The following is a 25,243-nucleotide window of genomic DNA, read 5'->3' on the forward strand; positions in this document are numbered from 1 at the left end:
TTATCTTTCTAATCCTTTGATTACATATAGCATACTTCCTTCTTTTCGGCTATTTGCAACATCTGGATTTGCAGTTGGATCAGTAAATGGTACTCCATCAGCTCTTTCCCATCCATGATTTTGAGTAATCATAAGAAATGTATCATCGACATCGATAACATCAGAAATATCGATCATACCAGTGATTTCCCATATTCTATCTACACTACCATATCCAGAACCTGCAGCTTTAACTTGGTCACATTCTAATACTACTTTTAATTCTCCTGTATTTAGATTGTATTGATATAATCTGGCATAGTGATTTGCAGCTGGTTTGAACCCTTGAATTCCGTTTGGATCTTCTTGTATATATGCGAAATTTTCTGTTACTGTAATATTATCAGGGCTGTGGAAAGCTTCAGCTGTACCACCTACTTTATCACCATCTAATACACAAGTTATTTTACCAGCTCCGTATGGATTTCTACTATTTAATTCAACTTTATAAACTCTTCCAGAACGAGTTCCTTTTCCAATTAATCCAGGCTTATCTCTACCAGTCACAGCAAGATATACTTCTCGATTATTACTACTAAGTCCTCTTCTCCAGTCTATATCTTCTAATCTAGAGAATCCCATAACACCTTTTTCTTTGGCTTCAGCATCCAATAAGTCGATATCTTTTTCTTTTAATTCTACAAACTCCATATCATATGCAACACCTTCTTCCATATCCATTTCATAAGTAACATCTGGAGAAGTAACTTTTAGTCCGTATAATTTTCCTCCTTCTAAGTCTCCTTGTCTACCTACATACATTCCTAGTTGTCCAGAAGGAACTTCATTATTACTATTGTCATCTCCTATAAAAACTACTGTTTTTCCTGGATATGCACGTCTGCTAAGCGCTACGGCATTTTCTGTTGACCATTGTCCTAATGCTGGTAACATTCTTGGAGCAGAAGCTTCTGATGCATCTTTATATGGGTCAGTAGCAAAAACTCCTTTTGAGTTTCCTCCCCATTCACCTCCAGATAGGTATAAAGGACCAAAACCATGTACAGATGGAGTGATTAATGAGCCAGAACATTGCGCTGTATTAGCAGTTGCTAATGCATTAAGAATATGTTCTCCTTTGATTGGTTTGAATGTTTCATCTAGAGTAATTCTAGCCACAGAATAATCAGCCTCTATATTATTGATTAAGGTGAAAGTTCCATTTTTATTGCGAAGTAATCCAGCACCATCGGCCATAGATCCATACGTAAAATCCGGAATGTATGTATCTTCAGAAGATAATAGGTTATAAATTTCTATATCTGAAAATTCTGGAGTTTTTTCTACAAGAATAGGAGAAACAGAATGATTTTTTAGTTCAATTTTTCCAGTTGGTGGTTTAACTGGACCGCTAAAATCATCATCGTCACAAGAAATAAGAACAGAAGCTAATATTAGATAAGCGAGAATAAAATAGTTTTTCATGATTGTGTGTGTTTTTTTGTTCACACAAATTTAACTCAGGCTCTATCTGAATTACTTTACGAAGATGTTTTATGTTTATTAAAGAAATATCACTAGAATGTTTACAACGTAAAATTAACATTACTCTTTAGAATGAATCTAAACTTAGAATTTTTCGAATACACCAAGACCAAATAATGCGTAATCATACTTAACCGGGTCCATAGGGTCTAATGTCCTAAGTTTTGTATCCAATTGTAACAATGCTTTTCCATCATTTTGTTTGCGTTTTAATAACCCCAGTTTTCGAGCTACATTTCCAGAATGTACATCCAATGGGCATGATAATTGAGAAGAAGAGAGCTTGTTCCATATTCCTAAATCAACACCAGCTTTAGCATCGCGTACCATCCATCGCAGAAACATATTAATGCGTTTAGCGGCAGAATTTTTATGAGGATCACTAATATGTTTTTCGGTTCTAGATTGATGGGGGAGACTAAAGAATTCTTTTTTAAATTCATGAATAGCATTTTGGAGTGTGTTTTCTGAAGCAAATTGCTTAAAAAAGCTCTCCATATCATCAAATTTAGTATATAAATAATGTAAAGCTGTAATAAAATAGGAGAGGTCTATATGATTAAAGGTGCGATGTACAAAACCTTCTAAGCTTTGCAGGTCATTTTCTGTATGACTCATAATAAAATCATGAGGACTGTGCCCTAGGAGGTTCATTAACCGATGAGCATTATTTAAAATACTTTTGCGATTTCCCCAAGAAATAGTGGCTGTTAAAAATCCCGATATTTCAATATCCTTTTTTTCTGTAAAGAGATGGGGTATCTGTACAGGATCGGTTTCTATAAATTTTGGTTGTTCATAGAAAGTAGCTTTCTCATCAAGAAATTCTTTAAGCTCGGTTTTATTTAACTTTTTCACCTGGATTATCCAACAATTTTACCATCCACCATGACCAGTTTTCTATCTGCCATATCAGCTAGTTCCTGGTTATGAGTTACAATTACAAAAGTTTGACCAAATTCGTCTCTAAGTTTAAAAAATAATTTATGTAGATTTTCTGCTGCTTCACTATCTAAGTTTCCAGAAGGTTCGTCTGCAAATATAACTTTTGGATTATTAATTAGTGCTCTCGCAACGGCTACACGTTGTTGTTCACCACCAGATAGTTCGCTGGGTTTGTGGTTGTAACGATCAGAAAGACCAAGAAAGTCTAAAAGCTCTTTTGCTCGTTTCTCTACTTCTGCCTTTGGAGTTTTCTTTATAAAAGCAGGGATACATACATTTTCCAGAGCAGTAAATTCTGGTAATAATTGATGAAACTGAAAGATAAACCCTAGCTGTTCATTTCTAAACTTTGAAAGTTGTTTCTGGGATAATGAATTAATATTTGATTCATTAATTAGTAAGTTACTTTTTTGTACTTCACTAACTCGATCTAATGTGCCCAAAATTTGTAATAATGTCGTTTTTCCTGCGCCAGAAGCACCAACAATTGATACAATCTCTCCTTGTTTGATATGAAGATCTACCCCTTTAAGTACATGAAGATCTCCATAATTTTTATGAATATTATTTGCCTTAATCATCTATTTTTTTGACTTGATGGAGTGAAAGTAATCAATATCCATAGAATCCCCAAGATTATCCTTTAGAAGAACGTTTTAAATTATTCACATCAAGAAAATATACTACTCTTAAAGATAATGTATGTTGTATAGGTTGGCTAAAAAGATTATCCAAACTTTGCGTATAATTTAGAGTAGATAATTCATCATCATTAAATATTTGATTGCGATAGAGTAGTGTAGCTTCACTACCGGGAGCAAAACGCCAATTAAAACTCAGGTCCAGGTTCCAGATATTAAAATTTGTATTAGGGTTGTTTTCTGATATGTCATAATTAGTGCGTGATCTTGAGCCATTTTCATTAAGAATAAAAAATACATTATCAGAATAGTCAGCTGTACTCCAAAAATTTCTAAAACGTAAATTGATTGCTTTAAAAGGATCAAAATTATAACTAGCACTAAGAGAGTTTTCTAAGGATATAATATCCCGTTGTCCCAGAAATACATCAACATCATTATCATCAATATACCCAAAGTTCTTAGGTCTGTTAAAGTATTCTGATCTCCAGATTAACAATAATTTATCTGAAAAACGGTATCTGGGAGAAATTTCTACTCTATAAATTTTTTGTGAATCTCCAAACCATTGTCTTGTACCTGCACTAATATCGTAAGCAAATTTTTTCCTGAAGTCAGACGAAACAAATATTCTTCCACCGGCACTAGGGCTGAATGTCACAAATCTTCCATCTACTCTAGGTTCAAAATAATCTTGATTCTTAGAATTATAAGATCCTCTGGCTCCAAAAGCAAAGCGTTCTCTAGTTACAAAAAAGGAGTTGAGCCCTATGGAGTTTTGGGTTTGTACACTAGGATCATATAAGCGTTGATGTCTTGCAAAAACATTGATACGATACCTGTTAAAAATACCTTGAGGTTCAAAAATCTCATATGACGCATTAACTCTAAAATTATTAAAATTATTTCTAAAGTTTACCCCTAAGTCATTAACGTCATAGGTTTTATTCGCAAGATCATGGCCAAATCCATATCTAAATCTTCCTTTGATGCGATCAAAGTCAAGTTCTGAAGAAAAACCACCAATGTTTTCATCTGCCAGATTTACCTGGCTTACGATCGTTCTTCCGGTTAAGCGATATGAATTCGTTTTATTGGCAAGGTTCCATGCTAAACCTGTTACATTAGCATCTCTAAATTTACTTCCATTACGGGTAACATTTGTATTGATTAATGAAATAGAAGAATTGTTATTAAACTGTTGATCCAAAACAAATATATTGTAGTTTGCCAAAGGTTCCACCACTTCATTACGGACAGAACCGGTAATTGTATCTGTAATTCGTACTTCTGTTTTTTCTGTTATTGCATTAAAAAAACCAATACCCAAATTACCATTAGTTCTTCCTGAAATTTTTAAAGCATTCAGTAAATTTATTTTTGAAGGAGCATCTTCTGCAACTTCATTTTCATTGAGATCATCATCTGATATAGATGATGAAGGACCTCCTCCAACTCTTCTGGAAAAGAAAATATCGCCTTTGTTGAACAGTTCTGTGCCTTCTGTAAAGAATTGTCTATTTTCTCCAAAAGTCTGTTCAAACGGCCCTAGATTAAGTCGGACTTCATCAAAAGAAGCTTGTCCAAAATCAGGAATTAATGTGGCATCCAAAGTAAAACTATCACTCAATCCATATTTTACATCCATTCCGGCGCTAAAATCAGTTTCAGTCTCTCCATCAAAATGAGAAACCAAACCTTGGACAAAAGGAAAAAAAGTAAGTCTAACAGGAGGATCTATATTCTCAACACCTTTTACCAGGCCATTGTATTGCGTTTGTTGTCCAACTTTATTATCAATAAAGTTCCAGGTATGTGTTTGGTTACGGCCTTGTAGTCTTCGATAAAAATTTATACTCCAATCTTGTACATCGACTTCAGGAAATCGTAATGCGTTATATGGAATTTTGAATTCTGCGTACCAGCCTTTTTCATCAAATGAAACTTTAGCTTCAAAAACTACATTATAACTAAAATCTTCATCAAATTGATCAGCTCTTGCATCTCCAATAGTTCCCGCACTGGTAATAAAAAATCGGGTTTCATTTATACCATCATTATACGTATTTATACCAATGCTAAAAAAATCGGCCTGAACAAATACATTATCTCGCTGACTAAATTGTTTTAACATTCTATTTACTTGATCATCATGTAAATATGCGGCAAAATAAACGGCTTTATTATCATAAGCCATTTTTACTTCAGATTGCAAGTTTTGAGGTATTTCTCCTTCATTTCCAGGTCTCCACATATGAAACCCTCCATTTGCCGGAATTGTTTTCCAAACATCATCATCTAGAATACCATCAATTTTGGGAGGATTACTAATTCTTTGGGCATTAATTTCTTTTCTTTCCTGTGCAAAAGAATGTAAAATAAAAAACAATAAAACTAATACACAAGTATTGGAGCGTAGTTGTAAATTCATGAAATCGTAATAAAAACCTTACTTTTTTGAGTTATGTGCAAAACTAACTTTGTATTAGGAGACGGCATACTAACGAAAAGTTAAAAAGAATAAAAAATGTTTAATATAGACGTATTTTTGTTAAACAAAAAAATGTTTTTAACATTACTATGGGAGAAAATACTACACAAATTGCGGTTTTAGCAGGAGGATGTTTTTGGTGTACAGAAGCTGTTTTTCAACGTTTAGAAGGAGTTAATCAAGTCATCTCTGGATATACAGGAGGAACCATTAAAAACCCGGCATATAGAGAGATTACAACAGGAAGAACTGGCCATGCAGAGGCTATTAAAGTTGAATATAATCCAGAACATATAAGCTATAAAGAACTATTAGAAATCTTTTTTACTACTCATGACCCGACGACACTAAATCGTCAAGGAGCTGATAAAGGCACACAATATCGAAGTGCTATTTTTTATGTTGATAAGGATCAGGAAGAAATTGCGACAAAGATAATTGAAGAGTTAAATAAGGAGCGTATTTTTGATAATCCGATAGTAACAGAAGTTACCGAATTAGGACCATTTTATAATGCAGAAGAATATCATAGAAATTATTACAATCAAAACAGTAGTCAGGGATATTGTCAATTTGTAATTGATCCAAAACTTAACAAATTATATACTACCTTTAAAAACAAATTGAAAAAAGAAATAGAGAATTAAGTACTATGCCATATAAGAATTTTGAAGAATACAATATAAAAGTAACTGAAGAAGTAAAACAAAAATTTGAATCAATTATAGAAGACCTTGGAGAAGATGTAAATAGAGAAGGTATTGTTAAAACTCCAGAAAGAGCTGCTAAAGCTATGCAATTTCTTACCCAAGGATACCATCAAGACCCGGCAGAAATATTAAAAGGAGCAATGTTTAAAGAAGGTTATGATGATATGGTTATTGTAAAAGATATTGAGCTGTATTCATTATGTGAGCATCATATGTTGCCATTTTTTGGGAAAGCACATATCGCTTATATTCCTGATGGTCAAATTGTTGGTTTAAGTAAATTGCCAAGAATTGTTGATGTTTTTGCCAGAAGATTACAAGTACAGGAAAGATTAACACATGATATTCTTGAATGTATTAATGATACTCTTAAACCAAAAGGTGTAGCAGTGGTAATCGAAGCTTCTCATATGTGTATGATGATGAGAGGTGTACAAAAACAAAATTCTGTGACTACGACTTCAGGTTTTAGAGGGCAATTTGAAAAAATCGAAACCCGAACAGAGTTTTTAAGATTAATAACTGCCGATCTAGGATAATTATTTTTTGGAATACTCTTTGCTTTATTTATTGTATATTAAACCTAAAACAATTAAATGTATGGCAAAAGATAAGTACAAAAAATTAGGACTTAGTTTACTTTTTGACGGACTAGGAATGGTTAGCTATATAATTCCTGGAATTGGAGAATTTGCTGATGTATTATGGGCGCCCTTGGCAGGATGGCTTATGACAAGAATGTATAAAGGTAATATGGGTAAAGCAGCAGGAGTGTTTACTTTTGTAGAAGAAGCGCTACCTGGATTAGATGTTATACCATCTTTTACAATAATGTGGGTATATAGTTACGTAATTAAGAAAGAAAAAGTGAATAAAATTATCGATTTAGATATCTCTTAATCCTTGAAAAAACGAGCAAACCCCATTCTGCTTAACATTTTTTTCTCAAAATTCCAGAAAAATTTAAATTGGCCAAATATCCACCCTACTATAAGAAGCAGTACCTGATATATCGGAAAGACGAGTAGGATTCTAATAGGCCAATATATCCAACCATTGGTAGTTTCTTTGGATAAACTCAAAAATGAGAGTATAGGATCTGAGACTCTTGCAGCTGTTGAACCGGTAATAGCAAAAACCATAAAAATAGCAATAAGTTCCCATCTATAGTTGACACTCCATCTGGTTTCAAGAACACCAAAAAGTTTTAAAGTAATAAAAAGGAGTAGAGATGATAATAAAATTGTAATTGCAGAGAGCAAACCAAAGTAAATACTATCGGTTTTGGAGATATCTATCAACCCCAGAATATATTTTGCAATAAGATATCCCGAGAATATCAAGCTAAGTAATCCTAGCATTGGAAATATTAGTTGCCAACTAGATTTTATTTCCCATCGTTCTTTAAACTTTTGCATGGGGCAAAAATACAATTAAAGCTAAACTAAACAATATATTTTCTATAGTAAACTGATAAATTTTAGGTTAGGTAATTTAAAATCTATTACCTCTAGAAACAATAAATCTTTGTCGATAACGCTGTTCAAAAAACAAGAAGTAATTATAAAGAAGATAATTTACTTCGTATCCATAATGAATGTTAGGTTCATAATTAATTTGTTGAAAATATAAGTTTGCATTAAATCGTTGAGGTTGTAGTACTCGTTGATTAAACTCGTTAACATATATACGATTTCTGGATTCTAAAAAGTTTTCTCCATAAAACCCCCTGGGCCTTTGAGTGACAAGCCATGCATTAAATCCGGGTTCTATAATTATGATTTCATACTCTAAGCTATCATTTGCAATTCTTATGGTATCAGAACCTGTATCTGCAGAAGCTACATCCATGGTTTTGGTATCAGTAGAAGCACAGCCAATAATCAAAAAGGCTACTATGATGGTGTAAATAAGGCTTTTCATTATTCCAATTTATTTGAAATTACAAAAAAGCCGAAGAATTACCTTCGGCTTTAACCATTATTTAAGGATTGTATTATTTGCCAAAAAGCCCTCCAAGAAGTCCTCCAAGGCCACCTTTGTTCTTTCCTCCACTGCTTAATAGCATACCGGCAACATCATCAAGGATACTACCATCTCCATCGGCATCTAGAAAAGATTCAATCAAAGATTGCTCTTTTGAACCTTTTGCAGCACCTGACATATTTCCTAATAAGCTTGTTAAACCATTAGCATCACTAACATTATTCTGTGAAGCTTGTTTTCCTAATACTCCCATAAGAATTGGAGCAGCTACTTTTAGAATCTGTCCAACAGAACCAGCGTCTATTCCAGATTTTTGACTTAGAGCGTTTTCAACAGCAGGTTGTTTCCCACCAAGGATGTGACCTAAAATTCCGGCACCATCATTGGTTACACTTTGATCAACACCACCTTCAAACAAACCTCCTAAGTTATCTAGGATACCACCAGAATGATTTCCAGAAAGCGCATTTAATAAACCAGAAGCACCTTCTGGGGTAGAAGCATTACGTTGCATTGCTCCCATTAGCACGGGCATGGCCATACTCAATAGTCCACTAGTTTTATCAGATGATTGTCCCGTTTGTGAACTTACACCATCAATAATTTGTTTGCCCATAGGGCTATTTAAGAGTTCTAAAATTCCAGACATAGTTGTTATAGTTTTTGTGAATCTAAATTTACATCTTTTATTAGTAGAATTTTATAAAGCCAATCATTTTATTTTGGTCAAAAATAGATGAAAGACCATTTCGCAGGATGAAATACAAAAAAAGGTCATTTCAGTTTCTGAAATGACCTTTTAGCGTTAACACTTATATAATTATAATTAATTCAAGATTTTAATAATTTGTTCAGCTAATTCCTGTCCAATACGATCTTGTGCTTCTCCTGTAGCCGCTCCAATATGTGGTGTTAATGATATTTTATTGTTCATTAATACTTTTATTGCAGGGCTAGGTTCGTTTTCGAATACATCAAGACCAGCAAAACCTAATTTACCGTTCTCCAAAGCATCTACTAATGCTACTTCATCGATTACTCCTCCACGAGCGGCATTAATAATACCTGCACCATCTTTCATTTGCTCGATTTCTGGTTTTCCGATAACATATTCTTTTTGTGCTGGAACATGTAAGGTAAAGAAATCAGCTTGTTTTAAAACTTCTTCTTTAGAAACAGTTTTAATTTTGAAGGTTAAAGATTGCCCGTCAAAGAAATCTACCGGAATTTCTATTTCTTCAATAAATGGATCGTATGCTATTACATTCATTCCAACTCCGATAGCTATTTTGGCAGTTGCTTGTCCAATTCGTCCTATACCTATAACTCCAAGGGTTTTCCCTCTTAGTTCGATACCACTTCCGTATGCTTTTTTAAGATTTTTGAATTTGCTGTCACCTTCTAAAGGCATATTACGGTTAGAATCGTGTAAAAAACGAACACTACCATATAAATGAGCAAATACTAATTCTGCAACAGATCCAGAAGATGCTGCTGGAGTATTAATTACATGTAATCCTTTTTCACGGGCATAGGCAACATCTATATTGTCCATACCAACACCTCCACGGCCAATAATCTTAAGAGAAGGGCAGTTATCAATGATATCAGTTCTTACTTTGGTCGCACTACGAACAAGTAATACCGAAACTTGATTTTCATTAATATAATCTACTAATTGATCTTGAGCTACTGTCGTAGTCAAGACTTCAAATCCTTCTTTTTCCAAGGCTTCAATTCCGCTTTGTGATACTCCGTCGTTTGCTAATACTTTCATTATTTCTAAATCTTGTTTTTTTTATTTTAAATCTCCCGGGTGTTATGCTTTTCGTTCTAAATCTCCCATTACATCAACAAGAGCGGCAACGCTTTCCATAGTCATTGCATTATACATGCTGGCTCTATATCCTCCAACACTTCTATGTCCATTCACCCCATTAATTCCAGCTTCTTTCCACATCGCATCAAATGTTTCTTTAAGATCTTCATTAACGAGTGTAAATGTAGCATTCATATTTGAACGATCTTCTTTTGCAGCAAATCCGTTAAATAATGGATTTAAGTCTATTTCAGAATAAATAAGTTTTGCTTTTTTCTCATTTAACTCTTCTATAGCGGCTATACCACCTAGTTTTTTAAGCCATCTAAGTGTAAGCATTGAAACATATACTGCAAAAACAGGAGGAGTATTAAACATACTCGCTTTGCTAATATGAACTTGATAATCTAACATAGAAGGAATTTGTCTTTCTATTTTACCAAGAATATCTTCTTTTACAACGACAAGAGTTGTTCCTGCAGGTCCCATATTCTTTTGCGCTCCCGCATAAATAAGACTAAACTGTGAAAAGTCTAATTGTCTAGAGAATATATCGCTACTCATATCACAAATAAGTGGAGCGTTTGATACAGGGAAATCTTTAATTTGAGTTCCAAAAATTGTATTGTTACTGGTACAGTGTATGTAATCTAAATTCTCGGGTATTTCAAATCCTTTTGGAATGTAATTGAAGTTTTTATCCTTAGAAGATGCAATTTCTATTACTTCTCCAAAAAGTTTGGCTTCTTTAACTGCTTTGTCACTCCAGCTACCAGTATTCATATATCCGGCATTGGATTGTAATAAGTTATACGCTACCATAAGGAATTGGGTACTTGCTCCTCCTTGAAGGAATAGTGCTTTGTATCCTTTACCTTCCAGACCTAGTAATTCTAAAGCCAGACTACGAGCTTCTTCCATTACGTCAACAAAATCTTTACTACGATGTGAAATTTCGATAATGGAAAGGCCTGAATTATTATAATCTAGAATAGCTTGAGAAGCTTCTTTAAATACTTCTTGTGGTAAAATACAGGGTCCAGCGCTAAAATTATGCTTTTTCATGTGCTAATGTTTATTGTTTTTAATGGCCACATGGAATCTTCTTTAACGATCAAAAACACCTTTTACAAAATTTGATAATAGTTGTTCTAATCGCTTCGGTTTCATCAGTAGTTTTTAATGTTGATAAATAGTATTATTTAATAGTGTTTTGACTCCTATAAAATAGGGTTGAAAAAACACCACAAAGGTGCTAATAATCTAATACAAATTCATTGTCAAAATGATAAATTATTTAATTAATTTTTGTCAAAAATTCAATAATGTCAATACTATCGGCATAATCTGAAAGCTTTGGGTGTTGAGTTTTTCCGAAATCAACAGTGTCATAAGGTAAATTAGAACCTACAATACACTGTATTTTTTCTTTATCGAGCTCTAGTTTTTGTGATAGGGATTCATTTGATTCATAAGTTTCATAGAATAATGTTGCAATAGGAGAACCATAACTTTCATCTTCTTTAATCATCAAAAAACCATTTTCTAATAATGTATAGTTACTCATCAGGTAAACTGCTTTATTATAATCATAATTATTAGCATATTTTGCCCCTTTGATAATATCTTGATATGGGTATATCGCTCTAAAAAAAACATCAAAATCATAGCCTTTAGGTACCATTAATTTAGACACGCTTCTGCATCCTAAACCAAAATATCTAAATATATCCTCTCCGAGAGCTTCAAGTTGCTGAGTCGTCTCATTTCCTGTTAGTACTGCAATAGAATTTCGATTTTTACGTATGATATTAGGGACATTACCAAAATAATGTTCAAAATACCTCGAAGTATTGTTACTACCTGTAGCAATAACGGCATCAAAATTTTTAAACTTTTCATTTGTAAAAGAAATGTAGGTCTCAAAATTTGGCTCTATGGCAATAAGATATGAAGATAAAAGAGGTAATAATTGATTATCATTAGAAGATTGTTTTACCAAGACTCGATGTCCCGAAATAAGAACAGAAAGGAAATCATGAAACCCGACCAATGGAATATTACCAGCCATAATAATTCCTATAGTTTTTGAATTAATTTCGTCTAATTCATAGTGAGAAACCCAGTCCAATAAATTCTCTTCTGTTAAGAGATTACTCCATTGCTGTATAGAAAAAAGAACATTTTCTTCTGTAAACCATCCATTATGGTGGACTGCATTGGTAATCTTGTGGGTCATTTCATCAAAAAAATCATTGGTATGAATAACAGAGTTAACTTTCTCGTAACCAGTAGATTTGAATTGACTAAGAAACTTTCCTAATTGAGAAAAAGCTTTGATACGATCATTTAATAACATTTCTTATTTGTTTATCACTAGTTTAGGAGTTATTTTTGTCTTGCAAATTTAGAATAAAAAAGAGCTATGGCAATTATAATAACGGATGAATGTATAAACTGTGGTGCTTGTGAGCCAGAATGCCCAAATACTGCAATTTATGAAGGAGCTGATGATTGGAGATATTCTGATGGTACAGATTTAGAAGGTGATGTGGTTCTTCCTGGAGGAAAAGCGGTAAATGCTGATGAGGCACAAGAACCTGTTAGTGATGAATTATATTATATAGTACCTGATAAATGTACTGAATGTAAAGGTTTTCATGAAGAACCACAATGTGCAGCTGTATGTCCTGTGGATTGCTGTGTACCAGATGAAGATATAGTAGAAACTGAAGAATTTTTATTGCAGAAACAAAGTTTCATGCATAAATAATGTATTGTTTTTTGGAAAAAAATAATAAAAACCTGTCTATTGGCAGGTTTTTTTATGGTCATTTTTCAAATTTTAGTACTTTCGCCATTAAATACAACCTCAAATCAAAACATGAAATTATGAAAAAAATAGTTTTCTTTATCTTATTTGCAACAATCTCTATTACTTCTTATGGACAATATAGATGGGAGGTTTCTGCTGGAGCAACCTTTTCTAAATTAAACCTTGATCAAGGTGAAACCTCTGGAGGCACTGGTTTTTTTGTTAATGCAGGATATGGATATGTGATGGGAGTGAGAGCTAGAACCAGTATTGTTTTTTCTTTAGACCTTTTACAACGTACTAGTGAAATAGAAGGAGTTGGTGATGCAGAGACATTACAAGTAGGATTTAATCCAAAATTTAGATATCTAACCGGAGAAGGTAAAGATAGATTTCGAGGATTCATTAATGTAGGTCCTTCATTTAGAGTAAATACAAAATTTGAAGTTGGTGGTGTTGAACTGGAGGATGATGCTTATGAGAAATTAATTATTGGCGGAGTATACGGAGCTGGTTTTTCTCAAATGGTTGGTGAAATGTTTGATATCATAGCAGAAGTTGGTGTGATGAATGATTTTGTGGATAATATTACTGATACAGATAGTAAGTTTTTTGATATTTACGCAAGAGTGGGAGTTCGATTTAGAATCTATGATGCAAGACGTTAATATTAATATATTAGAATAAACTTTATAATCCTGCTTCGGCAGGATTTTTTATAGGCACATATCTATTTAATTTTTTGTAAATTAGTTACTTACAAAAAGGATAATTGGATGTCAAATTGGGGATATATAATAATTATAACTCTTGCAGTATACTTTGTTGCAAGTGTAGCCCTGTATTATTTACAAGAGTATTTCATTTTTAAACCAGAAAAACTAGATAAGGATTTTCAATTTCATTACAATAATCAAGTTGTAGAGGAGTATAATATAGAAACAAGAGATGGAGCAATAATAAATGGACTTCATTTTAAAGTAGACAATCCAAAAGGAATTGTTTTATATCTAAAAGGAAATTCTAAAAGTATAAAAGGGTGGGGGAAGTTTGCAGTGGATTTCACTAGACATAGATATGATGTTTTTATGCTAGACTATAGAGGTTTTGGTAAAAGCACTGGTAGACGTTCACTAAAAGCTATTAAACGAGATCTGCAATTTGTGTATAATATTATGAAAGAAAAAGTAGATGAGAAATACATTATTTTATATGGTAGATCGATGGGGTCTGGGTTTGCTGCAAAATTAGCATCTATAAATAATCCTAAAATGTTAATTCTAGATGCTCCATATTATAGTTTGAGTAAAGTAGCCGCAAAGTTTATTCCTTTTATGCCTGTCTCACTGATTATGCGCTATCCTATACCAACCTATAAATGGCTTAAATATGTAAATTGTCCTATTCATATTATACATGGAACCCAAGATAAATTGATTCCGTTTAAATCCAGTATTAAATTATCTAAAATCAAACCTAAACTTACCCGTTTATATACTGTAATAGGGGGAGGTCATAAAAACCTTAATAATTTTGAATCTTATCACAAGATGCTTGGAGAAATTATTAATTCTAAAATGAGACGTTTAAATCTTTCTGAGACTAGTATAGGGGTTGTGCATTCTTCAAAGAAACTAAATGCAGAAGCTTAGAAATATATTCCTATATGGTGTTTGCTTTTATGGTGTTGTTCTTTTACTGCTTTATTGTTTTCAGGAGAAAATTCTTTTTCAACCAGAAGAGCTTTCTAATAACTATACATTTCAATTCGAAGACCCTTTTAATGAGTTTTTTCTTAAAACTAATGATAGTAATCAGCTTAATGCAATTCATTTTACTACAGAAAACCCTAAAGGAGTTATTTTGTATTTCCACGGAAATAAAGGAAGCCTGAAACGTTGGGGTAACATTGCGTCTTTTTTTGTGAAAAAAAAATATGATGTAGTAGTTATGGATTACAGAGAATATGGAAAAAGTACGGGTAAGATTAGTGAGCAGGTATTGTATAAGGATGCTCAATTGTTTTATGATTATGTAAAAAACATATATCCTGAAAATCAAATTGTAGTATATGGTAGATCACTAGGTACAGGAATTGCAGTAAAAGTGGCTTCAGAAAACAATCCAAATCATTTGGTACTAGAAACCCCTTATTACAATATTAAAGATGTTGCAGAACATTGGTTTCCTTATTTTCCTGTTAGTTTTATATTAAAGTACAATTTACCATCAGATGTTTTTGTTAAGAAAGTAAGTTGTGATATAACCGTATATCATGGGACAGAGGATAAGGTTGTGCCTTACCAATCAGGAGAACGCCTCTTTAAAAGTATCCCTATTTCTAATAAAAGAATGATAACGATTAAAGGAGGTGAACATAATAATCTAATAGAATTTAATACGTACCGTAGTACAATAAATGAAATTCTAAAAAATGACTAATACTAATTAATCATTTTTTTAGAAATCATATTAAATGTAAAGAAGAAAATTAGATTTAATTCTTTAGTGTGCCATTAAAGCATCTCGGTAATCTTTTAAATCTGATATATTCATCTTGTTATTAAGACTTTTAGTCAAAGAAATAAGGTATTTAAGACTTTCTACTGGGTCTTTAACCGTATCGTTATCAGAGGATGTGGTTTCTTCATCAATTGGTTCATCATCAGGGATAGGTATAAGAAACGAATCATTCTCTTCTATATGCTCATAAGTATATCTAAGCACTTTTACTACAAGAGGCACTTGTTCTTCTAGAGCATATGTTCTTAATTCTTTAAGATCATCAATTAATGTGTCTGAATTGATACCTGTTTTTCCAAGGTCTTCAATAATTTTATCGACTAACTTGTTTGCTTTTTTATTTTCCAAAAGGGTAAAATTATAAAGATGATTAACTATTAATGATTGCAAATTTAAATTTTTCCTCACTTATGAGAAATCAATTATGAGTATTTATTTAATTTAACACTGTTTTTTTTATTTAAGATATTTTAACAATTGACTCGGTTTTTGTGTAAAATACTGTTTTTCAGATATTTAAAAGCTATTACTTCAATCAATACTACTATTCCGGCTAAAGTTTGAGGTAAAACCGTAACCGTATATGCTCCAAACCTCTTTATCTTTGAAAAGTATTCCAATTACAATTTTTCCCTTACTTTTTTTGTTTTCCCCAACACTTACCTCCTTATCCTAAGGAGGTAAGTTCTTCTTATACCATTACGTAATGAGAATAAGAATCTAATTTTTTATTTGAAATTAAATCAAAAACTGCTTGAGACACAATGAAATTCTACCTTAAGCAATTATTGACAGCTTACTTTTTGGGTTCTAATAAAATGATATTGTAATCAGAATTGATTCTAACAGAATCTTTAGAAACATTTACTTCGATACCAGAATATTGATCAATTAAAGACATTCCTTCTGGAAAAATAGAATCAATTTTTATTGTTTTTTCTCCCTTAGGAAGATCTAAAGCTACCACAACTTTGTCAGAAATGTTGTTTTTATTGTATGTTCTAGAAAAAACATAAGGTGATTTTGAAATCATTTTGTGTTTTCCGCCTCCAATAGCAGGGTGGTTTTTTCTGAATACTCCTAATTTTTGCCAGTGAATCAACAAAGATTTGGTATTACTATTAGAGATTGAATCCCAGTTCATATTAGATCTAAGGGTAGCATCGCCTTTGGTCCCTTCAATAATAAGAGGTCTTGCTATTTCATCTCCATAATATATCTGCGATATACCAGGCGTTAATAAAAGCTTGGTGGCAGATTCGTATGTTTTAGTGCGGTCCTTATCAAAAGGTTGTGAATCATCATGAGAACTAATATAGTTCATCACACTTTTTCCGATTAAATTTGTATTAAGGATGGTACTGTATTTGCTAAATAATTGTTCATAATCCTTCTGAGCAGCATCATATTTAAATTGAAAATTGATTAGATTATCAAATCCATTAGCAAAATAATCTACTTTTCTATCTCCAAAATCATAATATCGTTTTCCATCAACTCCGTAACCATATAGCTCGCCAATAATATAAAATTCATTCTCGTCAAGTATTTTATCAGGGTTTTTAGATTTCCATTCTGCAAACGCTAGTTTTGCTTGTTCTGCTAGTACGCTCCATGCACCTTCTTCTACATGCTTAACTGTGTCAACACGATATCCATCTATTCCTAGTTCTCTAACATAATCTGTTAACCATTTAATGATATAATTCTTAGGAGATCTTTTTAAGCCAGTTTTAGTGAAGAAAACATCAATTTCTGCAAGTTCTATTTCTAATGTTCCTTCTTTTTTCCATTTGTTTAATAGTATGGCGGGTAATCCTACATTTTCATCACTTTCTGTTTTAACATCCGGAAGATTTTCTACCAATGTACAAGCAACTGTACTTTTATAATCTTTAAAAGCGCATTTTGGAGAAGTACGTACCCAATTATCTGGCCATACAGGGTCTTTATCTGTAACAGGGCCAGTGTGATTCAATACGACATCCATGAGTATTCGTATTCCGTTCTTATGGGCAATTTCAATTAATTTTTTTAAATCTTTATACGTACCAAAATTTGGATCAATCTTAGTCCAGTCTTTTGTCCAATACCCATGAAATGCATATGTGTTTCCGGTTCCTTCATCCACGCTTTCATGTACTTGTTCTACCACAGGGTTAAACCAAATAGCATTAATTCCCAGTTTCTTAAAATATCCATCTTCTATCTTTTGAATAACCCCTCTGATGTCTCCTCCTTCAAAACCTCGTAGTTTTCCTGTTTCTTTTGTTCTTTCTAAAGATTCATCATTATTAGGATTTCCATTGTTAAACCTATCGGTAAGTAAAAAATAAACATTAGATCCTTCCCAAATGAATGGTAATGTTTTTGAAGTATTTGGCTTTTTAATATTATCATTTGAGGTAGTTGATGTAGTGTTTTTCTCTTTTTTTGAATCATTATTACATCCAGCAGTAACAAATAAAAATAGAAAAGCGATAATTATTATATGTCTCATAAGTATGTGGTGGTTTAAAGTGCTAATCTATAAAAAGTCTCATAAAAATATGGGGAAGAAGAATTGCGAAATTAATAAAAATGGAATCAAAACAATTTGGTGTTATTATGATAAACGAACTATGAATGTGAAGAATTGATGTGAATTATTTTTATTTTTTTAGGAAAATACTGTTCCTTTGGGATCTAAATGATCAAGAATGACCAAAATTAAAGCCTGGATCTCGGCTGCACGTCTGCGAACATTACCCTTATCGGTATCTGGAATAATTGTAGGTTCTGCCTTGGGACATAGGTGGCTTCTAGAAGCATCACTGTTAGAATCTGGTGGTTTTTTTTGCTGTTTTGGTTGTCCAAAATTTTATTTATCTGAAATTTTTTGGCTTGCTATAGCTACTACTTTAGGGTTACAAATACTTTCTAATTTTGCTAATGATTATGGAGATGGAGTAAAAGGAACGGATAATGAGGATAGGGTTGGCCCGCAAAGAGCTTTACAAAGTGGAGCAATTTCTAAAAAAGAAATGTTTAGAGGGATCATAATTACTGCTTTAATAACTTTAGGAGTATCTATTGCTTTGATTTATGTCTCCTTTGGAGCAGCCAATTTTTTGTATTCAATATTCTTTTTTCTTTTAGGATTAGCTTCTATCGTCGCAGCTATAAAATATACCATGGGTAGTTCTGCTTATGGATATAAAGGACTAGGAGATATTTTTGTATTTATATTTTTTGGATTGGTAAGTGTGGTAGGTTGTTATTTTTTATTTACTAAGCATTTAAGTTTTCTTATTTTTCTTCCTGCCATAACTATTGGATTATTAAGTGCAACGGTATTAAACCTTAACAATATGAGAGATCATAATAGTGATAAAAAAGCAGGGAAAAATACACTTGTTGTAAAATTAGGGATCAATCGTGCAAAGAAATACCACCTTTCATTACTAATACTTGCTATACTATCCATGTTGCTTTATCTTTTACTCACCTATGATCATTGGGTAAATTTATTATTTCTTTTATCATTTATTCCTTTATTGATACATATCAAAAAAGTGATCAATACTAAAAATACAGAACTATTGGATCCAGAACTTAAAAAAGTAGCTTTAACAACATTTTTGCTTTCTATTTTGTTCAGTCTCGGCCAGATTTTATAATTTTCGTATTACTTAAAAGTATTTCACACATGAAAATTACATTTTACGGGCAGAACACCCTACTTGTTAAGATTAATGATATCAATATATTAATTGATCCGTTTATATCTGGAAACCCACTATCAAAAGATAAAATAGCTATCGATGATATAAAAGTTGATTATATCCTACTTACACATGCACATGAAGATCATGTTCTTGATGCAGAAGCTATAGCTAAAAATAATAATGCAACAATCGTTTCTAATTATGAAATAGCTATGTATTATCAAAATCGAGGTATTCAGGTTCATCCTATGAACCATGGGGGAAATTGGAATTTTGAATTTGGAAAAGTGAAGTATGTTAATGCTATTCATACCAGTAGTTTTGCTGATGGAACCTATGGAGGACAACCTGGTGGATTTATAATTGAAGGAGAGCACAAGACCATTTATATTGCTGGAGATACTGCTTTAACAATGGATATGAAACTAATTCCAATGTATACAAAGTTAGATTTAGTAATATTACCGATTGGTGATAATTTTACCATGGGAGTTGATGATGCTATTATAGCCAGCGATTTTGTTGAATGTGATAAAATCTTAGGAGTACATTATGATACCTTTGGATATATAGAAATTGATCATGATGAAGCAAAACGAAAGTTTTTTGAAAGAAATAAAGATCTTATGTTATTAGAAATAGGTTCAAGCATTGAATTATAATGATCGCTAAATACCATAAACATATTCTGGAGTTTAAAAGACCAAGTGGTACTTCCAGAGGAGTTTTGAAAACTAAGGAAACATGGTTTATAACTCTAATAGATGGAATGAAAAATGGGGTAGGAGAATGTGGTATTCTAAGAACATTAAGTATAGATGATCGATCTGATTATGAAGAAAAACTTAAATGGACTTGTGAGCATATACATTTAGGTGTGGATAAATTATGGGAAGAGTTGATCGAATTTCCTAGTATTCAATTTGGAGTAGAAATGGCTTTTAAATCCCTGCATAGTGATTCTCCGTTTGTATTATTTCCTTCAAAATTTACTTTAAACCAAGATGATATTTCTATTAATGGACTCATTTGGATGGGAACCAAAGAATTTATGCGTGAGCAAATAGTGGATAAATTAAACCAGGGATTTAATTGCATAAAAATGAAGATCGGTGCTATCGACTTTGAAACTGAGTTAAATTTGTTATCCTATATAAGATCACAGTTTTCACCAGAACAAATAGAGTTAAGAGTTGATGCTAATGGTGCTTTTAAACCTCAGAATGCATTAAAAATATTAGACCGTCTTTCGATCTATGATTTACATAGTATAGAACAACCCATACGACAAGGTCAGTACGAAGAAATGAAGAACTTATGTGAAAAAACCCGATTGCCGATTGCTTTGGATGAGGAATTAATTGGTGTTTTTGATGTAACGGAAAAGAAAAAAATGTTACAAACTATACAACCACAATATATCATTCTTAAACCAAGTTTGATAGGTGGCTTTAAAGGGACTATGGAGTGGATTTCAATAGCAGAAGACCTCAATATTGGTTGGTGGATCACTAGCGCATTAGAAAGTAATATAGGTCTGAATGCAATTGCCCAATTTACGTACACATTACAAAATAAAATGCCCCAGGGGTTAGGTACGGGAGGTTTGTACACCAATAATATTGATTCTCCCTTGGTTGTTGATCAAGGAACTTTAATCTATGATCAAAATAAAGATTGGGCTATGGATTTTTTTAATTAAATATAGAGTATAATTATATGTATATCACACAAGGAAGACAAGGAAAATTAGGAATGTGGAAATATTTGCCGATCCCGATAGTGTTTATGGGATTAATGGGGTTTAATTATTTGGCAATAAAACTAATGGGAATTGATATTGCTTCTATAATGGAAAAAGAAATCCTTGCAAAAGGAAAAAATAGATTTTTTGCAGAAAATATGGCATTTTTTGTGGTTTTATTAGGTGGTTTGTTTTTTTGGGTTAGGTATGTTCATCAACAAAGTCTTTTATCACTTACTACTAGTAGGAAAAAAGTAGATTGGGGGCGTATTTTCTTCATTTTTATTCTGATGGCCTCATTTATTATTATTTCTACACTAATTGTATATTTTGTGACTCCAGAAAACTACGAGATTAATTTTAAGCCTATTCCGTTTCTTATTCTTACGGCTATTGCTTTGATATTAGTTCCTATACAAACAAGTTTTGAAGAGTACTTTTTCAGAGGATATCTAATGCAAGGGTTGGGGTTAGCTTTTAGGAATAAATGGATGCCATTATTTTTAACATCTATACTTTTTGGTGTTATGCATATTGCTAATCCCGAAGTGGATAAAATAGGGCCTATATTGATGATTTACTATATAGGCACAGGTCTTTTTTTAGGAATTATTACCTTAATGGACGAAGGGATTGAATTAGCATTAGGTTTTCATGCGGCTAATAATTTAGTGACAGTTCTTTTAGTAACTGCAGACTGGACGGCATTGCAGACAGACTCTATATTTCTAGATAAATCTGATCCAACTTCTGGATATGAAATCTTACTACCTATTTTAGTGATTTTTCCAATGTTCTTATTCATATTGTCAAAAAAATATAAATGGACAGGGTGGAAAGATAAACTTTTTGGATCCTTGAATACATTTAATAATGTTCAAGAAGAGGCTTCTGGGATAACAGAATAATAATATACTGTTTACACACTGTTAACCTGTGGATATACTAGAAAATTGAAATTTGAGTATGCAAACTGATAGCGAATTTTCTTTACCAGAAATACACCAGAGTTTTTCAATAAACAAGAACTCCTTGGATAAGGAAGGACTAAGGTATTTTGCTTATAATTTTGTAAAAGATGGAGAAGTATATGAACAGGATGCAGGAAACTTTTTATTAGATTGGTTAAATGAAAAAGATCATATAATTGTACAAACATCTGGATCTACCGGGAAACCAAAAAAGATTAAGGTGTTCAAGAAACATATGATTAATAGTGCAAGAGCTACCGGTAAATTTTTTAAAGCAGAAGAAGGTACAACAGCGTTATTATGTCTTCCTGCAAATTATATAGCCGGTAAAATGATGCTGATAAGAGCAATGGTATTAGGATGGAAGATAGATTTAGTCCCTCCAAAAACAATTCCTCTTGATACAGTTTATAAGCAATATGATTTTTGCGCTATGGTCCCTTTGCAATTAGATAATTCTTTAAACAGGCTTCATTTGATTAAAAAGTTAATCGTAGGAGGGGGACCTGTTTCAGAAAACCTAAAAGAACTTGTTCAAGGTATTAAGACTAAAATATTTGAAACTTATGGTATGACCGAAACGGTATCTCATATTGCCGCACGTAGGATAAATCCAAAGAAAAAAGATAAAAAAGATGCTAATTTTTTTAAAGCATTACCCAATATAACGCTGAACATAGATAATAGAAATTGCCTAGTTATTAAAGCTCCTCAGCTCAATGAAGAAACTATCATTACCAATGATGTTGTAGAACTTAAAACATATAAAAAATTTTTGTGGAAAGGACGACATGATAATGTAATTAATAGTGGAGGAGTAAAGTTATATCCAGAAGAGATAGAAACAAAATTACAGTTATTAATTGGACATCGTTTTTTTATTACCAGTGTACCAGATGATGCATTAGGTGATAAAGTAATTTTACTCATAGAACGTGATTATGATAAAATTGCATATCTCACACTTCGGGAAGGAATACAAAATTTAAATACCCTAAACAAATACGAAATCCCAAAAGAAATTCATTTCCTCCCTCAATTTATAGGAACAGAAAATGGAAAAGTACAAAGAAAGCAAACAGTAGAGTTAGCTTTAAATTCTAAATTCTAATCTGAATTTTAAGGAATATTAAAATTAATTATATCCTTTTTACTCATCAGAAAGCCTACTTCACTCATTTTTGATTGCTAGCCCATAGAAGAACATTTAGTTTTAGTTTGTAATTAAAAACTATCCACTATGAAACTATTAAATTATATGTTTTTATTCTTCTTTTCTATAGGAGTTTTAAATGCACAAGAAATAAAAGTTACAGGAAAAGTAACGGATAATCAAAATTTAGCTTTACCAGGGGTTAATATTTTGATCAAGGGCAGTCATAAAGGAGTACAAACCGATTTTGATGGAAACTATACTATTCTTGCACATATAGGGGATACATTGATGTATTCTTATCTTGGATATGAAACCGAAGAAAAGAAAGTAGACTCCCAATCTACTACTATGCATGTAACTATGCAAGTGTCTGCTGCTCAATTAGAAGAAGTAGTAGTTGTAGGCTACGCACCAGTATATAAAAGACAAATCACCGCTTCTGCTACTGTAGTGTCTAGTGAAAGTATTTCTCGTAAACCTAGAAAACGTAGACGGAAACTATCGCGAAAACAAACTATTAATAAGGGGTATACAAATCAGAATAATAGTACGATTAGAATTCGTGGAATGAATTCAATTTCAAATGTTAATCAACCATTATATGTAGTTGATGGAGTACCTGTAAATAGTAGGGATATTGCTTTAGTAAAAGCCATAAAACCAGAGAATATTATAAAAACTGAAGTACTTAAAAATAAAAAAACGTCTGCGATTTACGGCAGTCGAGCATCAGGTGGAGTAGTCTTGATTACTACAAAATCGGGTAATTATAAAGTGCAGAATGATGAATCATACAAAGAGATTATAGAAAATGATTTTAAAAGAGTCAATTTATCTCCCCTGTCTACTTTTTCTATAGATGTAGATAAAGCATCTTATAGTAATATTCGAAGAATGATCAATAATGGAACTAATATTCCTGCAGATGCAGTTAAAATTGAAGAAATGATTAATTATTTTGATTATGAGTATGAACAACCTACAGGAAAACATCCTTTTGCAATTCATACAGAATATACATCGACTCCATGGAATGCAAAAACTCAATTGGTTAAGATCGGATTAAAAGGAAAAGAGATTCCGCAAAATGAGATCCCTCCTTCGAATCTTGTGTTTTTAATTGATGTGTCTGGATCTATGAGTAATAGTAACAAATTACCATTACTTAAAAAGGCATTTAAACTCTTGGTAAAGCAATTAAGAGAGAAAGATAAGGTTTCAATTGTGGTATATGCAGGAGCAGCAGGAATGGTATTAAAACCTACATCGGGTGCAAATAAGCAAGAAATCAATCAAGCTTTACAAAATCTTCAGGCAGGAGGTTCTACAGCAGGAGGAGAGGGAATTCAATTAGCATATAAAATAGCTAAAGAAAACTTTATAAAAAACGGAAATAATAGAGTAATTCTTGCTACAGATGGGGATTTTAATGTTGGAATAAGTAGTGATAAGGAAATGAAAGATTTAATCGAAGAAAAACGAAAATCAAATGTATTTCTTACATGCCTAGGATTTGGTATGGGAAACTATAAGGATAGTAAATTAGAAACATTAGCAGATAAAGGGAATGGAAATCATGCATACATTGATACAATGCAAGAAGCACAACGAGTATTGGGTAAAGAATTTGGAGGCACGTTATATACTATTGCTAAGGATGTGAAAATACAAGTTGAGTTTAACCCGGGAAAAGTACAAGCATATCGTTTAATCGGATATGAAAATAGACATCTGGAAGATGAAGATTTTGTAGATGATACAAAAGATGCTGGAGAATTAGGAAGTGGTCATACAGTTACAGCACTTTATGAAGTAGTTCCCGTAGGAGTAAAAAGTGAATATGTTAAGGATGTTGCAAATCTAAAATATACAGATTCAAAAATGAATACAGATTATGGAGATGAGCTATTAACAGTAAAATTTAGATATAAAAAGCCGAAGGAAAGAAAAAGTATCGAAATGATTCATGTTTTAAAAACCGATAATAAATCTTCTGTTTCACAAGACTTTAATTTTGCAGCCTCTGTAGCTTGGTTTGGAATGAAATTAAGAAATTCAAAATATATTGAAAATGAGGATCTTAATGCTATAATTTCTTTAGCCAGAACAAACAAAGAAAAAGATGATCAGGGATATAAAGCAGAATTTGTAAGATTGATGAATAGTTATAATGGATTATAAAGGGTTAGAATAAATGATTGAATATGAATA

Annotated in this window: 25 protein-coding genes; 13 read left to right on the plus strand and 12 right to left on the minus strand. The window is 32.2% G+C overall.

The genetic code is table 11. The annotated features are described in order from the left end of the window. From DK442_RS05640 to DK442_RS05655, 4 genes are all read right to left on the minus strand, one after another. The gene (locus DK442_RS05640; protein WP_109434888.1) at positions 1 to 1,464 is read right to left on the minus strand and encodes an alkaline phosphatase PhoX; all 1,464 of its coding nucleotides are present in this window, start codon (positions 1,462 to 1,464) and stop codon (positions 1 to 3) included. 144 nt (positions 1,465 to 1,608) lie between these two features. After that, positions 1,609 to 2,382, minus strand: a complete 774-nt coding sequence (locus DK442_RS05645) for a TIGR02757 family protein (RefSeq protein ID WP_109434889.1) — start codon at positions 2,380 to 2,382, stop codon at positions 1,609 to 1,611. 5 nt (positions 2,383 to 2,387) lie between these two features. Further along, positions 2,388 to 3,050: an ABC transporter ATP-binding protein gene (locus tag DK442_RS05650; RefSeq protein ID WP_109434890.1), complete on the minus strand. Its 663-nt coding sequence runs from the start codon at positions 3,048 to 3,050 to the stop codon at positions 2,388 to 2,390. A 55-nt stretch (positions 3,051 to 3,105) separates the two neighbouring features. Further along, on the minus strand, positions 3,106 to 5,541 hold the full coding sequence (locus tag DK442_RS05655; protein ID WP_109434891.1) for a DUF5916 domain-containing protein: 2,436 nt from the start codon (positions 5,539 to 5,541) through the stop codon (positions 3,106 to 3,108). A gap of 149 nt (positions 5,542 to 5,690) precedes the next feature. On the opposite strand from DK442_RS05655, the gene msrA reads away from it, so the two are divergent. The 3 genes from msrA to DK442_RS05670 all read left to right on the plus strand — a co-directional run bounded on the left by msrA (position 5,691) and on the right by DK442_RS05670 (position 7,211). Continuing rightward, on the plus strand, positions 5,691 to 6,248 hold the full coding sequence (gene msrA, locus DK442_RS05660) for a peptide-methionine (S)-S-oxide reductase MsrA (protein WP_109434892.1): 558 nt from the start codon (positions 5,691 to 5,693) through the stop codon (positions 6,246 to 6,248). A gap of 5 nt (positions 6,249 to 6,253) precedes the next feature. Further along, complete coding sequence (gene folE, locus DK442_RS05665; RefSeq protein WP_109434893.1) at positions 6,254 to 6,850, plus strand: GTP cyclohydrolase I FolE; 597 nt, start codon at positions 6,254 to 6,256, stop codon at positions 6,848 to 6,850. 61 nt (positions 6,851 to 6,911) lie between these two features. Next, on the plus strand, positions 6,912 to 7,211 hold the full coding sequence (locus DK442_RS05670) for a hypothetical protein (RefSeq protein WP_109434894.1): 300 nt from the start codon (positions 6,912 to 6,914) through the stop codon (positions 7,209 to 7,211). Here DK442_RS05670 and DK442_RS05675 read toward each other — a convergent pair. The 6 genes from DK442_RS05675 to DK442_RS05700 all read right to left on the minus strand — a co-directional run bounded on the left by DK442_RS05675 (position 7,208) and on the right by DK442_RS05700 (position 12,475). Next, positions 7,208 to 7,729 (minus strand): DUF6787 family protein, encoded by a 522-nt coding sequence (locus DK442_RS05675; protein ID WP_109434895.1) that lies wholly within the window; start codon positions 7,727 to 7,729, stop codon positions 7,208 to 7,210. The genes DK442_RS05670 and DK442_RS05675 overlap by 4 nt on opposite strands. A gap of 76 nt (positions 7,730 to 7,805) precedes the next feature. Then, complete coding sequence (locus tag DK442_RS05680) at positions 7,806 to 8,234, minus strand: DUF6146 family protein (RefSeq protein ID WP_109434896.1); 429 nt, start codon at positions 8,232 to 8,234, stop codon at positions 7,806 to 7,808. A 73-nt stretch (positions 8,235 to 8,307) separates the two neighbouring features. Then, positions 8,308 to 8,946: a DUF937 domain-containing protein gene (locus tag DK442_RS05685; RefSeq protein ID WP_109434897.1), complete on the minus strand. Its 639-nt coding sequence runs from the start codon at positions 8,944 to 8,946 to the stop codon at positions 8,308 to 8,310. A gap of 177 nt (positions 8,947 to 9,123) precedes the next feature. Further along, entirely contained in the window at positions 9,124 to 10,074 is a 951-nt protein-coding gene (locus DK442_RS05690) for a D-2-hydroxyacid dehydrogenase (protein ID WP_109434898.1), read from the minus strand. A 42-nt stretch (positions 10,075 to 10,116) separates the two neighbouring features. After that, on the minus strand, positions 10,117 to 11,181 hold the full coding sequence (gene serC / locus DK442_RS05695) for a 3-phosphoserine/phosphohydroxythreonine transaminase (protein WP_109434899.1): 1,065 nt from the start codon (positions 11,179 to 11,181) through the stop codon (positions 10,117 to 10,119). Positions 11,182 to 11,413: 232 nt separating this feature from the next. After that, complete coding sequence (locus tag DK442_RS05700) at positions 11,414 to 12,475, minus strand: acyl-CoA reductase (protein ID WP_109434900.1); 1,062 nt, start codon at positions 12,473 to 12,475, stop codon at positions 11,414 to 11,416. 66 nt (positions 12,476 to 12,541) lie between these two features. Between DK442_RS05700 and DK442_RS05705 the strand changes: the two genes are divergently transcribed. The 4 genes from DK442_RS05705 (at position 12,542) to DK442_RS05720 (ending at position 15,373) form a co-directional block, all read left to right on the plus strand. Beyond that, positions 12,542 to 12,889, plus strand: a complete 348-nt coding sequence (locus DK442_RS05705) for a 4Fe-4S dicluster domain-containing protein (protein WP_109434901.1) — start codon at positions 12,542 to 12,544, stop codon at positions 12,887 to 12,889. 119 nt (positions 12,890 to 13,008) lie between these two features. Beyond that, entirely contained in the window at positions 13,009 to 13,599 is a 591-nt protein-coding gene (locus tag DK442_RS05710) for an outer membrane beta-barrel protein (RefSeq protein WP_143917363.1), read from the plus strand. Positions 13,600 to 13,707: 108 nt separating this feature from the next. Then, the gene (locus tag DK442_RS05715) at positions 13,708 to 14,583 is read left to right on the plus strand and encodes an alpha/beta hydrolase (RefSeq protein ID WP_109434903.1); all 876 of its coding nucleotides are present in this window, start codon (positions 13,708 to 13,710) and stop codon (positions 14,581 to 14,583) included. Continuing rightward, positions 14,570 to 15,373 (plus strand): alpha/beta hydrolase, encoded by an 804-nt coding sequence (locus DK442_RS05720; RefSeq protein ID WP_109434904.1) that lies wholly within the window; start codon positions 14,570 to 14,572, stop codon positions 15,371 to 15,373. Before DK442_RS05715 ends, DK442_RS05720 begins: the two co-directional genes overlap by 14 nt. 63 nt (positions 15,374 to 15,436) lie before the next feature. On the opposite strand, the gene DK442_RS05725 is transcribed toward DK442_RS05720, so the two are convergent. Both DK442_RS05725 and DK442_RS05730 read right to left on the minus strand, forming a co-directional pair. Further along, positions 15,437 to 15,802 (minus strand): hypothetical protein, encoded by a 366-nt coding sequence (locus DK442_RS05725; RefSeq protein WP_109434905.1) that lies wholly within the window; start codon positions 15,800 to 15,802, stop codon positions 15,437 to 15,439. 448 nt (positions 15,803 to 16,250) lie between these two features. Beyond that, positions 16,251 to 17,954 (minus strand): alpha-amylase family glycosyl hydrolase, encoded by a 1,704-nt coding sequence (locus tag DK442_RS05730; protein ID WP_109434906.1) that lies wholly within the window; start codon positions 17,952 to 17,954, stop codon positions 16,251 to 16,253. Positions 17,955 to 18,153: 199 nt separating this feature from the next. On the opposite strand from DK442_RS05730, the gene menA reads away from it, so the two are divergent. From menA to DK442_RS05760, 6 genes are all read left to right on the plus strand, one after another. Then, positions 18,154 to 19,113 carry a 1,4-dihydroxy-2-naphthoate octaprenyltransferase gene (gene menA, locus DK442_RS05735; RefSeq protein ID WP_109434907.1) on the plus strand — a complete coding sequence of 320 codons (960 nt, stop codon included), beginning with the start codon at positions 18,154 to 18,156 and terminating at the stop codon, positions 19,111 to 19,113. A gap of 29 nt (positions 19,114 to 19,142) precedes the next feature. Further along, a complete protein-coding gene (locus DK442_RS05740) occupies positions 19,143 to 19,823 on the plus strand; it encodes a metal-dependent hydrolase (RefSeq protein WP_109434908.1) in 681 nt (226 codons plus the stop codon). Further along, positions 19,823 to 20,863, plus strand: coding sequence for an o-succinylbenzoate synthase (locus tag DK442_RS05745; RefSeq protein ID WP_109434909.1), 1,041 nt, complete (start codon positions 19,823 to 19,825; stop codon positions 20,861 to 20,863). The genes DK442_RS05740 and DK442_RS05745 overlap by 1 nt, the downstream gene beginning before the upstream one ends. A gap of 17 nt (positions 20,864 to 20,880) precedes the next feature. Next, positions 20,881 to 21,813, plus strand: coding sequence for a CPBP family intramembrane glutamic endopeptidase (locus DK442_RS05750; protein WP_109434910.1), 933 nt, complete (start codon positions 20,881 to 20,883; stop codon positions 21,811 to 21,813). A 58-nt stretch (positions 21,814 to 21,871) separates the two neighbouring features. Further along, the gene (locus DK442_RS05755; RefSeq protein ID WP_109434911.1) at positions 21,872 to 22,987 is read left to right on the plus strand and encodes an AMP-binding protein; all 1,116 of its coding nucleotides are present in this window, start codon (positions 21,872 to 21,874) and stop codon (positions 22,985 to 22,987) included. Between the two features lie 129 nt (positions 22,988 to 23,116). After that, complete coding sequence (locus DK442_RS05760) at positions 23,117 to 25,213, plus strand: VWA domain-containing protein (RefSeq protein WP_109434912.1); 2,097 nt, start codon at positions 23,117 to 23,119, stop codon at positions 25,211 to 25,213. Positions 25,214 to 25,243 lie beyond the last annotated feature (30 nt).

This window comes from Aquimarina sp. AU119 (assembly GCF_900312735.1).
Classification (GTDB): Bacteria; Bacteroidota; Bacteroidia; order Flavobacteriales; family Flavobacteriaceae; genus Aquimarina; species Aquimarina algiphila.